The sequence below is a fragment of the Terriglobus sp. RCC_193 genome, assembly GCF_041355105.1.
Lineage (GTDB): Bacteria > Acidobacteriota > Terriglobia > Terriglobales > Acidobacteriaceae > Terriglobus.
In genome coordinates this window covers 1,381,060-1,393,445 of record NZ_JBFUPK010000001.1, presented here as the reverse complement: position 1 = coordinate 1,393,445, position 12,386 = coordinate 1,381,060, and the positions used below count along the sequence as shown (strand labels likewise).

General features: G+C 57.7%; 8 protein-coding genes. 7 read left to right on the top strand and 1 reads right to left on the bottom strand.

What is annotated here, in order from left to right; all coding sequences use genetic code 11:
* Positions 1–46 precede the first annotated feature (46 nt).
* From AB6729_RS05805 to AB6729_RS05795, 3 genes are all read left to right on the top strand, one after another.
* Complete coding sequence (locus AB6729_RS05805) at positions 47–4,576, top strand: glutamate synthase-related protein (protein WP_371080627.1); 4,530 nt, start codon at positions 47–49, stop codon at positions 4,574–4,576.
* A gap of 192 nt (positions 4,577–4,768) precedes the next feature.
* The gene (locus AB6729_RS05800) at positions 4,769–6,529 is read left to right on the top strand and encodes a long-chain fatty acid--CoA ligase (protein ID WP_371080626.1); all 1,761 of its coding nucleotides are present in this window, start codon (positions 4,769–4,771) and stop codon (positions 6,527–6,529) included.
* 151 nt (positions 6,530–6,680) lie between these two features.
* Entirely contained in the window at positions 6,681–6,935 is a 255-nt protein-coding gene (locus AB6729_RS05795; RefSeq protein ID WP_371080625.1) for a helix-turn-helix domain-containing protein, read from the top strand.
* Positions 6,936–6,937: 2 nt separating this feature from the next.
* On the opposite strand, the gene AB6729_RS05790 is transcribed toward AB6729_RS05795, so the two are convergent.
* Positions 6,938–7,699, bottom strand: coding sequence for a metallophosphoesterase (locus AB6729_RS05790; RefSeq protein WP_371080624.1), 762 nt, complete (start codon positions 7,697–7,699; stop codon positions 6,938–6,940).
* A 172-nt stretch (positions 7,700–7,871) separates the two neighbouring features.
* Between AB6729_RS05790 and AB6729_RS05785 the strand changes: the two genes are divergently transcribed.
* From AB6729_RS05785 to AB6729_RS05770, 4 genes are all read left to right on the top strand, one after another.
* Positions 7,872–8,987 (top strand): M24 family metallopeptidase, encoded by a 1,116-nt coding sequence (locus tag AB6729_RS05785; RefSeq protein WP_371080623.1) that lies wholly within the window; start codon positions 7,872–7,874, stop codon positions 8,985–8,987.
* 42 nt (positions 8,988–9,029) lie between these two features.
* Positions 9,030–9,524, top strand: coding sequence for an acetyl-CoA carboxylase biotin carboxyl carrier protein (gene accB / locus AB6729_RS05780; protein ID WP_371080622.1), 495 nt, complete (start codon positions 9,030–9,032; stop codon positions 9,522–9,524).
* A 10-nt stretch (positions 9,525–9,534) separates the two neighbouring features.
* A complete protein-coding gene (gene accC, locus AB6729_RS05775) occupies positions 9,535–10,926 on the top strand; it encodes an acetyl-CoA carboxylase biotin carboxylase subunit (RefSeq protein WP_371080621.1) in 1,392 nt (463 codons plus the stop codon).
* Between the two features lie 415 nt (positions 10,927–11,341).
* The gene (locus tag AB6729_RS05770) at positions 11,342–12,271 is read left to right on the top strand and encodes a GNAT family N-acetyltransferase (RefSeq protein ID WP_371080620.1); all 930 of its coding nucleotides are present in this window, start codon (positions 11,342–11,344) and stop codon (positions 12,269–12,271) included.
* Positions 12,272–12,386 lie beyond the last annotated feature (115 nt).

Sequence of the window (12,386 nt, the reverse complement as noted above, 5' to 3'; positions counted from 1 at the left end):
CTGCGTTTCCGCTATTCGGCGGTGTTTTTGCGCAGTAGAATGAGCTATGGCTACCCAGATTTTGCCGACCCGTTCTGAGGTCACGAGTGCCTGTCGTCCTGTGCGCTCGCTTGTCGACCCCCGCTTTGACCACGACTCCTGTGGTGTTGGATTTGTTGCGGATTCCGGAAATAAACCGTCGCACAAGGTGCTTACAGACGCCCTGACAGCTCTTGCGCGCCTGGCTCATCGTGGTGCTGTTGCTGCGGATGGCAAGAGCTCGGACGGTGTGGGTATTCTGACGGCGGTCCCGCGCGCGCTTTTGCTGACTGCAACCAGCGTGACGCTTGCAGAAGAGAAGAAGCTGGGTGTTGGCGTGGTCTTCGTCAACGAAAAGGGTGCCAATACCTGCGATGTGCTGGAGGCATGCCTGGTAGAGCAGGGCCTTACGGTGCTGGCATGGCGTGATGTGCCGGTGAAGCCGGAAGTGCTGGGCGAGATTGCCCTGGGAACCATGCCGGAGATCCGTCACGTTCTGGTGACTGCGGATGTCGAAGACCTGGAGCGCAGCCTGTATCTGGCGCGCAAGAGCTTTGAGCGGAAGTTTGAGGCAGGCGAGACGTCCGGCTACATCGCTTCGCTTTCCACAAACAAGATTGTCTACAAGTCCATGTGCAGCGGTCGTCTGCTGCCAGAGTTTTTTCCTGACCTGCAGGATGCTGCGTATGTCACACCCTACGCGCTTTTCCATCAGCGCTATGCCACGAACACCACCCCTGCATGGCATCGTGCGCAGCCGGGTCGTATGCTGGCGCACAACGGTGAAATCAACACGGTATGGGGCAACCGCGCCCGTATGGAAGCCCGCTATTCCACGCTGCCTGAAGAGTTCCGGCCCATTCTGACGAAGGACGGCACGGACTCCACGTCGCTGGACGAAACCATTGAACTGTTGACGCGTAATGGTTACAGCATTGCCGAGGCGATTCGTGTGCTGCTGCCGCCCGCGGTGACAAGCCGTGAATCGGCGTTCCTGAAGTATCACCGCGACACGATGGAGCCGTGGGACGGCCCTGCTGCGCTTGGATTTGCTGATGGCCGCTATGTAGGCGCCGCGCTTGACCGTAATGGTCTGCGTCCCTGCCGTTATGCCATTACCACGGACGGCCTTGTTGTTGCCGGTTCGGAAGCGGGTCTGGTTGATATCGATCCTGAAACGGTGCTTCACAGCGGTCGCCTTGGCCCCGGCCAGATGCTGGTGGTCGATCTTGAGGCGAAAAAGATTTACGAGAACGACCAGTTACTGGACCTGTTCGACGAGGATGGTTCCTACGCTGCGCTGATCGACGACCTGACAATTTCAGCAGAGTGGGTCGACCTGTCCCCGACAGACTTCGATGCCATTGCCCGTGCACAGAAGAACTTCGGTTATACGAAGGAAGATGTGCGCATGATCCTGACGCCGATGGCGGCAGATGGCAAAGACGCGGTCTGGTCCATGGGCGACGACACGCCGCTGGCTCCGCTGGCACGCACGCCACGGCCCATCTATGCGTACTTCCGTCAGCGCTTTGCGCAGGTGACGAATCCCGCGATCGACCCTCTGCGCGAAGCCATTGTTGTTTCCCTGCACACGCGCCTGGGACCGTGGTCGCACATGCTGGACAAGCACGCCACGTTGCCCGGCATGTCATTGATTTCACCATTCCTTTCGGTGGGCAAGCTGGAGGCGCTTCGTCACGGCAAGTATCCGCATAGCGACACGCTCCGGCTGCGCGAATTGAAATGCGTCTTCAACAAGGATTTTTCCCTGCAGATCGGAATTGAGGCGCTGTGCGCCAACGCGGTTGAGTTGGTAAGCGAAGGCGTGGAGATTCTGCTGTTGAGCGACCGTCATGCCGATGCGGACAGTCTGCCTATTCCCATGGCCATTGCCGTCAGTGTGGTGCATCACGCGCTGGTGAAGGCGGGGCTCCGCACAGCCACTGGCATTGCCGTAGAAGCAGGCGATGTGCGCGACGTGCATCATGCTGCCGTGCTGATCGGTTATGGCGCGGGTGCTGTGTGCCCGTGGCTGGCGCTGGAGACGGCACGTGCAACTGCTGGTGCGGACGGCGATCCGAAGGTGCCGGAAGTGAAGATGCTGAAGGCCTTCGATGCTGGTCTTGCAAAGATCATGTCGAAGATGGGCGTCAGCGTGGTGGACAGCTACCGTGGCGCGTACCCTTTTGACATTCTCGGTTTGGGGAACGAGGTCGTGGAGCGTTGCTTCCCGAACACTCCTGCACCGCTTGGCGGCGCTGGGTTTGCCCAGATTGAGCACAGCATCCGCCAGAGTTGGGGAGCGCCCGTATCCGACGAGCTTCAGGCGAAGATTGACCTGCCGGATTACGGCTGGGTGAAATTCCGCAAAGCAGACCTTGCGGAGCCGCACGCATGGGCGCCGTCGCATGTGAAGGCACTGCAGTCCGTGGTGGGATCGGCTCGTAATGTAGCTCTTCCAGAAGACCCGGCGAAGGCCTTCCAGATTTACTCCTCCACTGTGGATTCCAGCAATGAACCCACGGTGCTGCGTGAGTTGCTGGAGATCTCTCCCGCAGGTGCAGAACTGTCGTTGGATAAGGTGGAGCAACCTTCCTCGATGTACAAGCGTTTCATCGCTTCGGCCATGTCGCTTGGTTCTCTGAGCCCGGAAGCCCACACTACCATCACCATTGCGATGAATAGGCTCGGCGGTAAGAGCAATACGGGCGAAGGCGGCGAGGATTCCGACGTTTATCGTCCGCATCCTGGAAATCGCCGCGTGCCGCAGCCCGGTGAAGCCGCTGCGTTCGTGAATAAGCCTGCGCAGGGCGGTGTAGCGGTTGCTGAGCCGATGGTAGAAGCTCCGGCGATTCACTCGCTGCTGAACAACCGCATCAAGCAGGTAGCCAGCGGACGTTTCGGCGTAACCGCGGAGTACCTGGCTCATGCCGAGGAGATTGAAATCAAGGTGGCGCAGGGAGCCAAGCCCGGTGAGGGCGGTCAGCTTCCCGGTCACAAGGTTTCCGGCCTCATCGCACGTCTGCGTCATGCGCAGCCGGGTGTGCCGTTGATCTCGCCACCGCCGCATCACGATATCTATTCCATTGAAGATCTGGCGGAGCTGATTCATGATCTGAAGCGCGTCAACAAACGCGCGGCTGTAGGCGTGAAGCTGGTTTCAAGCTGTGGTGTGGGTACGGTTGCAGCAGGTGTCGCAAAGGCTTATGCCGATTACGTAGTCATCGCCGGAAACGTCGGTGGCACGGGCGCTGCGGCACTGTCATCCATCAAGTACGCGGGCAATCCGTGGGAGCTTGGACTTGCGGAAGCACAGCAGACGCTGATGGCCAACGGTATGCGCGGACGGGTACGTTTGCGTACGGATGGCGGCCTGTCCACGGCGCGCGATGTGTTGATTGCGGCACTGCTTGGTGCGGACGAATACGCCTTCGGCACGGCCGTTCTGGTTGTGATGGGCTGTGACATGGCACGCCAGTGCCACCTGAACACCTGCCCCACGGGCATTGCAACACAGAAGCCGGAGCTTCGTGCGCGCTTCCGCGGCAAGCCGGAGCATGTAGAGCGTTTCTTCCAGCAGCTTGCGGGCGATCTGCAGCAGTTACTGGCGCGCTACGGTCTTGCATCCATTGAGGACGCCATCGGACGTGTCGATCTGCTGCAGCAGGTCCGTGCGGACGGCGGTCTGGATCTGTCGCCGATGCTGGCGCAGGTGGGCGACGGTCCACGCAAGTGGGCTGGCATCCGCAATGATCGTCCGGAGAGCCGTCCGGCCCTCGACGAACCGTGGGTGGAACCGGCACTGACGGCAGTTGTGGAAGGAAAGCCGTACGAGGTCACCGATACCATCGCGAATCGCGACCGTGCTGTCGGCGCGCGTATCGCTGGTGAGATTTCTGTGCTGCGCGCAAAGGCGGAATTGCCGATGCCGGTGCCGGAGATCAACATCAACCTGACGGGCACAGCGGGGCAGAGCTTCGGTGCGTTCGCAGTAGAGGGCATGCATCTGAAGCTGATCGGCGAAGCGAATGACTTCGTTGGTAAAGGGTTGAGTGGAGGCGAAATCGTCATCCGTGCACGCGGTATGGCTGTCGGTAGCGGCGGTCATCACGTGGTACTGGGCAACGTTGCTTTGTACGGCGCAACTGCAGGCAAGCTGTTTGCTGCGGGTTATGCAGGTGAGCGCTTCGCCGTACGTAACTCCGGCGCTACGGCAGTGGTTGCAGGCGTGGGCGACCACGGCTGCGAATACATGACCGGCGGTACCGTAGTGGTGATCGGTGAGATCGGCATGAACTTCGGTGCGGGTATGACCGGTGGCATCGCGTGGATTTATGACGTGGATGGCACCGTTCTTTCGCAGACGCGTTACCACGCAGAGTTCCTGCAGGCGGTTCCGTTTACAGAAGCCGATACGGAAGCGCAGGCACAACTGAAGGCTCTGCTGGAAGAGCACGCTGCCAAGGCAGGCAGCACACGTGCAGCGCGTATGCTGGCAGACTGGCCGGCTTACTCTGCGAAGTTCCTGCGGATGGTGCCCCTGCCGCAGGCCTGAGTCACTGGATAAAATAATGAAATGGGTCCGGTTTTCCGGATCCATTTTCGTTTTAGGAAACACTTTCACAGGGTGGAAGAGATCATGACATTCGCGCTGTCATGATGAGAATTGTCATCCAACGCAACCGATGGTTTTCGGCTTCCATGTAGGATGACCGTTGGGTTGCTACATGCCCTGTTGGGGAGTTGCATGGACTTGCGTACGCTGAACGACGTCTTTCTGAAGGCCACTTCGCGCGGTGGTGAGCGCGCTATCCTTACACCCGTTGGCGAGGAGTGGGAGGCCATCTCCTGCGACGCTCTGTATTGGCGCACGCGGCGCCTGGCTGCGTGGATGCAGTCGCAGGGCATTGCGAAGGGTGATCGCGTTGGCCTTATCGCGGAAAACCGGTGGGAATGGGCCGTGACGGATTTCGCATCGCTCGCAATCGGTGCCATCGATGTTCCCATGTTCCCCACGCTGACGCCAGATCAGACGAAGGCACAGCTTGCCGATAGTGGTGCGAAGATTGTTTTCGTCTCCACACAGGATGTTGCGAAGAAGGTTGTTGGCACAGGGTTCGCAGGGACGATTGTCACGATGGACAGCGGCGAAGTGGGTGTTTCTTTTGCCGATCTTGTTGCGGGGGAGGAGTCTTCTGCTCGCGATGCAGCCTTCGATCAGGTGCTGACATCTGTGCAGCCGGAAGATATTGCCACCATCATTTACACCTCCGGTACCACGGGCGATGCGAAGGGCGTGGTGTTGTCCCACGGCAACATCGCTTCGAATCTGTCAATGACCACAGAGTTGTTCCGCTTTGGATCGGATGACCTGATGGTGTCGTTCCTTCCGCTGTCGCATGTAACGGCGCGGCACATTGACTACCTGTTCTATGCGGAGAACGTCACGCTGGCCTATGTCAACCGCCCGGAGCGAGTGCTGCCCGCGATGGCTGTCGTGAAACCCACAATTTTTGTCGCGGTGCCACGCGTGTATGAGCGTGTGCGTCAATCCGCAGAAGGAAAAGCGCTGAAGGCTGGTGGCCTGAAGGCGAAGATTTTCCAGTGGGCCATCAAGACTGGTGCGGAGCATCGTGACGAAGTGGCGCAGATGCAGGGCGACCCCTCTTCGTTGGCATGGAAGATTGCGAACAAGCTGGTGTATAGCAAGCTGCGTGAGGCCTTCGGTGGGCGCGTGAAGGTGTTTGTGGCTGGTGGCGCTCCGCTCGGTATTGATCTGGCGCAGTGGTTCGCTTCGGCGGGTATTCCAATTCTCGAAGGTTACGGGCTTACGGAAACGTCTCCTGTTATCGCTGTCAATCTACCGGGACACAATAAGCTTGGCACAATCGGACCGAAGTTGAAGAACGTCGATGTGCGCTTCGCAGAGGACGGAGAACTGGAAGTTCGAGGCCCCAGCATCTTCCAGGGCTATTGGCAGAAGCCAGAGCAAACGGCCGATGTGATGGATGGCGAATGGTTCCGGACCGGCGACATCGGTAACATCGACCCCGAAGGGTTCCTGTCCATTACCGACCGCAAGAAAGAACTCATCAAAACCGTTGGCGGCAAATTCATCGCACCCCAACCCATCGAAAACAAGCTGAAGGTCTCGTCCCTGATTGGCTTTGTGGCGCTGCAGGGCGATAAGCGAAAGTACGTTGCCGCGGTTGTCTCTCCAAACTTTCCTGCATTGGAAGAATGGGCTAAGGAGCAGGGAATTACGGCCCCTGATCGCAAAACTCTTGTTCACGATGCAAAGGTGCTTGAGCGGTATCAGAAGGAATTTGATCGCGTGAATCAGGAAGCTTCGCCCTGGGAGAAGGTGAAGCGTTTCCGGCTGGTATCCGATGAATGGACGGTGGACGGCGGCGAGGTAACGCCCAGCTTAAAGTTAAAGCGGCGCGTGGTGGCTGCCAATTACGCAAAGGAAATTGAAGCGATGTATAGCGGGGCAGACGCGGAATAGAGCCGTTGTCCGCTTCCGAACACTTTTATTAGATCCCCGATAACTGACACAACCTGAAGAATTTGCTTGTACAGAACAGGCAAAGGGGGTACAAGTATGTGGCCGGGAAGCTGTGACTTCCCGCGAATCCTAAATCCCCTGGGAAGAAACCATGCCGAACGCCGCAGAAACAGCCATCCGCGAAGTCATGGATATCCGCCAGGCTGCTGGATATCTGGGAATCAGCAGCGACACGCTGTACCGCTACGCCTCGGAAGGATTTGTGCCAGCGTTTAAGCTTGGAAATCGCTGGCGGTTTAAGAAGACCCTGCTGGACACGTGGATGGATCGCCAGTCGGGGGTCGTTGTGCCGGAACCGGTGATGGTGAAGTCTGAATCCAAGAAGCCAGCACGTTCTGCGAAATAGCTTCAGGCGGGTTGCAGCGTAAGCAGCGTGAGTTCCGGCGGGCAATTAAACCGGAACGGCAGGTGCATGCAGCCAAGTCCGCGGTTTACATAAAGTTGCATTCCCGATGATCCTACCGTGTGAAGGTCTTCCACATATTTCTCACCCATAGCGGGCAGGAGGAGAGCTGGTAGAAAAGGAAGCCGTACCTGGCCTCCATGTGTGTGTCCCGCCAGCATCAGGTCAACATCATTGTTCTGCGCGGCGACATCGGCAAAATCCGGTTCGTGTCCCAGTAGGATGATGGGTTCGTTGGGTTTCCTTTGCGGCATCGCTCGTGAGAGATCCGGGACATCGAAATAGGCATCCGCAATGCCGGAAATCCAAATCCTCTCACCTCGCCGCTCCAGCGCGGTGAACTGATTCATCAAGAGCTTGAGGCCATTGCGCTGCAATGCATCGCTTACCGTACGCTTAATGACCGCATCATGATTACCGAGTGAGCAGAGACGTGTCGGGCACTTAAGGCCACTTAATATTTCTGCGCATGCATAAGCATTCGGGACAGCCTGATTTTGGCTGTAGTCGCTGCTTGCGGTGACGAAATCGCCTGTGAGTGCCACCATGTCCGGCGCAAGCTCGTTCACGCGCTGAACGGCATGGCGGACGAAGAATGATTCGTCATAGTTATGAAAGTGGAAGTCGCTGAGTTGCGCGATACGGAAGCCATGAAATGGTGCAGGCAGATTGCGGATGCGGACCGTACGTTCCACGGTCATGAGCATGTGTCGCTCAATCTCGCCGGAGTAGAGAGCCAGTCCACCTACAGTAAGGGCGGCCCCTGCTAGAAAACGCCGTCGCGTTAAGTTTCCTGTTGCGCTCTTCCGCGAAGACATATGCCATGATACCGGCTCTGCCATACGACAGAGAAACGCTCGACGTCGTATCCTGAAGAAGATGATGCATCGCGGACGTATCCGCCAGCTTGTGCAGGAGTTGCGACTCCGTTCCATCCCGTCGCTGCTGGTGACACACCTTCCAGACGTCCGTTATCTGACGGGCTTTACCGGATCGAATGCCGCACTGGTGGTGGTGGCAGAGCCACGTGTGTCCGCGCGACTGTTTACCGATGGTCGTTACACTGTGCAGGCGAAGCGGGAAGTGCAGGGCGCGACCGTTCGCATCGCCCCAAAATCTGCACTTGTAGAGGCATGTAGTTGGGCGGAACAGCACGCAGCCAGGTGCGGTTTTGACCGCACCCAAACCACAGTAGCCTCTTTGGGCGTCATGAAGAAGGCCTCAGGAAAGAGAAGCTTCTTCGTTCCTGCCGATGGCCTGATTGTCGCGTTGCGAGTGGTCAAGGATGCTGCCGAGGTGGAAGCTATGCGCCATGCGGCCTCTTTGACCTGTTCGCTCTATGAGGGCCTGCTTGGCTGGGTTGAACCGGGGATGCGAGAACGGGATATCGCTGCAGAGCTTGAGCATCGTGCACGGATGGCAGGTGCGGAAGCGATGAGCTTTGAGACGATTGTGACGGCCGGAGAACGCAGCAGCCAACCTCATGCGCGTGCAACCGAAGCCCGCATCGCACCAGGAGACCTGGTCACACTGGACTTTGGCATTCTCTTGGACGGCTACTGTTCGGACATGACGCGCACCTTCTCCATTGGATTCGGTGAAAAACCTGTTCCATCTCGCTGGAAACAGCGCTGGGCGGAACAGCGGGTGGTCTTTGAAGCGGTTATGGCGGCGCAGCAGGCGGCAGTGAATGCTGTCCGCGCAGGCGTCACCTGCGGCGAGGTGGACCGTGCTGCGCGGTCGGTTCTGGAGGGGGCTGGGTATGGAAAATACTTCACCCACTCCACCGGACACGGCATTGGATTGGAGATTCATGAGGTTCCTCGGGTGGGGAAAGATAGTAAAGACGTTCTGAAGGCCGGAACCGTGATTACAATCGAACCCGGGGTGTATCTGCCCGGACGCTTCGGCGTGCGCATCGAAGATTCTGTGCTGGTCACGGAAGATGGCGCCGAGGTGCTGACCCCGGTGCACAAAGGCTGGATGGAACTGTAGCGCGGCAGTGAGTGCCGCGAGCGCAAGGCAGGCATAAGGAAGATGATGGAACAGAACGATTTGCAGGAACTCCGCGAGCTTGTCTCCTTCTTGAAGGACAATGGCATCGCCGAATTTGATCTCCACCGCGGCGAGCAGCATGTCCGCATCAAGTTTTCGCAGCCCGCTGCTCCGATCGCGTTTGATCCGGCGCAGTTTGCGCACTTTGCGGCGGCTCCGCACGTAGCCCCGGCACCCGTTGCTGCTGCTCCGCTTGCGGCTCCCGCGCCTGTAGCGGCTGCTGCCCCGGCAGAGGTGCTGCACGAGGTGAAGTCGCCTATCGTGGGGACGTTCTATGAGAGCTCGGCTCCTGGGGCTGCGGCGTTTGTGAAGGTGGGTGACACCATCTCCGTCGGCCAGGTGGTTTGCATTGTGGAAGCCATGAAGCTGATGAACGAGATCGAGAGCGACGTTGCGGGTGAAGTGGTGAAGTTGCTGATCGAGAATGGCAAGCCCGTGGAATACGGTCAGCCGCTGTTCGCGGTACGGCCGCGGTAAGGACATGGGTATGTTCAAGAAGGTCCTGATCGCAAACCGTGGCGAGATTGCGCTGCGGGTTATCTCGGCTTGCCGGGAGCTTGGTATCCGTACGGTGGCCGTGTACTCCGAAGCCGACCGCAACAGTCTCCACGTCCGCTTTGCGGATGAGGCTATCTGCATTGGGCCGCCGCGCTCGGCGGAGAGCTACCTCAATGTTCCTGCGGTCATCTCCGCGGCGGAGATTGCCGATGTGGACGCCATTCATCCCGGCTACGGACTGCTGAGCGAGAACGCCAACTTCGCCGAGGTATGCCGCGCCAGCAACATCAAGTTCATCGGACCGCGTCCTGAAGTGACGCGCATGATGGGTGAGAAGTCCACCGCGCGGCAGACGATGAAGGCGGCTAACGTGCCTATCCTGCCGGGGTCCGATGGGGTTATCGGATCGGTGGAAGAGGCTCTGCAGTGGGCTGCTGACGTGCGTTATCCGGTGATCCTGAAGGCTGTGGCTGGCGGCGGTGGACGCGGTATGCGTATCGTGCGCACGGCCGAGGAGCTTCCCGGTTTGTACAACCAGGCATCGACCGAGGCGTTGAACGCCTTTGGCAATGGCGACCTGTACATGGAGAAGTTCATCGAGCGTCCGCGCCACATTGAGTTCCAGGTGCTGGCGGACGAACACGGCAATGTGATGTCGCTGGGTGAACGTGAGTGCTCCATTCAGCGTCGTCACCAGAAGCTGATCGAGGAAGCTCCGTCGCTGCAGATTACGCCGGAGATTCGTGCGCGTCTTGGTGGCGTCATTGAGCGGTCGCTGCGCGAGATTGGCTACTGGAACGCTGGCACTATCGAGTTCCTGATGGATGAAGATGGCGAGATCTACTTCATCGAGATGAACACGCGTATTCAGGTGGAGCATCCGGTGACGGAACTGATCACGGGGATCGACCTGGTGAAGGCGCAGTTGCGCATTGCATCGGGCGAGAAGCTGCCGGACATTGTGCCTGCGCGTCCGACGATCAACGGTCATGCCATCGAATGCCGCATCAATGCCGAGCATCCGGAGAAGTTCACCCCTTCTGCAGGCAAGATCACGGCGTGGAATGTGCCCGGCGGAAACGGTGTTCGCGTGGATACGAACCAGTATCAGGAAGGTGTTGTTCCGCCTTACTACGACAGCATGATCGCCAAGGTTATCTGCCACGGCAAGGACCGCGAAGAGGCCATGAACCGCATGCAGCGGGCTCTGAGCCAGTTTGTGGTGGAAGGCATTCACACGACGATTCCGCTGCAGCAGAAGATCTTTGCCGATCCTGACTTCCGCAAAGGTGACTTCGATACGAAGTTCATGGAGCGCTTCTTTGAAAAGGAAGCTGCGCGCAAGAAGGTCGAGGCGGAGAACGAGCCTACTGGAGTGTAATCCGGGGGGAGGGTACCCCTCCCCCCCTGTTTTTCTAAAATCGTCTTTCTATTGGGGTTACGGTTTAGTGCCGCTAAAATCGTCTGCCCGTTGGGGTTAGAGGCAAAATTGTCTTTCTAAAGGGGTTAGGGCCGCGCTTTGCGCGGCCCTTTTCGTCTCTAGTTCTATTTTACTGATTCGATGGAAATACCATGCCAACTCTATTTCTTTTGATTTGTTGGGGTTGAATGGGGGAGGTACTTGACAGGATTTCGGACTGGGCCTGAACGGGATCTGCAGGATAGAACCATACCCTGTGCCGTGCCTGCTGACTTAGTCAAATCTGCTTTGCGTGGTGCGTTGTTTTTCAATGCCTGATGATTGCGTGTGGTGTGAGTCCTTTTGTATGTTGTATGTGACAACACTGGAGCAGAGAATGCCATCTTCACTCGTCGATCAGGTCAGAAGCTTCAATCGGTTTTATACGCGCGAGATCGGGCTTCTGGCAGAGCACCTGTCTGGAAGCGAGTTCACTTTGGCCGAGGCAAGGGTGCTGTATGAGTTGGCTCAAACCCAGGAACAGACAGCCGCCGATATTGTTCGCGGCCTGGGGATGGATAAGGCACATATCAGCCGCATCGTTGCGCGGTTTCAGAATGGTGGGCTTGTAAAAAGTCGTATCAGTCCAGAGCATGGCAAGCACAAACTGATTTCGCTGACAGCGGCGGGTAAAAAAGTATTTCGTCGGCTGAATGACAGGACTGAGGAGCAGATAGCAACTCTTGTTGCGCCTATTGCGACGGAGCAACGTCAGCGGCTTGCCAAAGGCATGCGGGACGTCCAGAGAGTGTTGAAGGCGGAAGCTACGTCACCGAAGGATGTGAAGTTCAGAGCATTGAAAGTGGGTGATCTGGGATGGATCGCTCATCGGCAGGCCGTTCTTTATCAGAAGGAATACGGTTGGGATTGGACGTATGAAGGACTTGTTTCCCGTATTCTTGGAGACTTCGTGTTGCACTTCGATCCAACTCGCGAAGATGCCTGGATTGCTGAACTTCATGGAGAGATGGTGGGGTCGATCTTCCTGATGAAGTCCGATGATGCGGAGATGGCGAAGCTGCGCCTGCTTTTTGTTGAGTCATCTGCCCGCGGACTTGGAGTTGGTTCGCGTTTGGTGAAGAAATGCATTGAGCGTGCGCGCGCGCTTGGATATAGAAAGCTCACGCTTTGGACGAACGACATCCTGGTATCTGCTCGAAAGATCTATCAGGCTGCAGGCTTCACGCTGATTGAGGAGAGCCAACATCATTCGTTTGGGAAAGACCTTGTTGGGCAGACGTGGATGCTGAACCTGGAAGTTGAATAGCGATCTGTGCGGACGCATACATTATGTTCCTGCGTCGTTGAATGGAGTAAGTAATCGCTAACGTCTGCATTGTGTTTTGCAGGCAGCACATCGCTCTGCAGAAACATGACATGAC

Bases quoted from the DNA above. Each gene is read 5' to 3' on its own strand.
- AB6729_RS05795 (WP_371080625.1), top strand. From the start codon at position 6,681: ATGCCGAACGCCGCAGAAACAGCCATCCGCGAAGTCATGGATATCCGC.
- AB6729_RS05790 (WP_371080624.1), bottom strand. From the start codon at position 7,699: ATGCTCATGACCGTGGAACGTACGGTCCGCATCCGCAATCTGCCTGCA.
- accB (WP_371080622.1), top strand. From the start codon at position 9,030: ATGATGGAACAGAACGATTTGCAGGAACTCCGCGAGCTTGTCTCCTTC.
- accC (WP_371080621.1), top strand. From the start codon at position 9,535: ATGTTCAAGAAGGTCCTGATCGCAAACCGTGGCGAGATTGCGCTGCGG.
- AB6729_RS05770 (WP_371080620.1), top strand. From the start codon at position 11,342: ATGCCATCTTCACTCGTCGATCAGGTCAGAAGCTTCAATCGGTTTTAT.
- AB6729_RS05785 (WP_371080623.1), top strand. From the start codon at position 7,872: ATGATGCATCGCGGACGTATCCGCCAGCTTGTGCAGGAGTTGCGACTC.
- AB6729_RS05800 (WP_371080626.1), top strand. From the start codon at position 4,769: ATGGACTTGCGTACGCTGAACGACGTCTTTCTGAAGGCCACTTCGCGC.
- AB6729_RS05805 (WP_371080627.1), top strand. From the start codon at position 47: ATGGCTACCCAGATTTTGCCGACCCGTTCTGAGGTCACGAGTGCCTGT.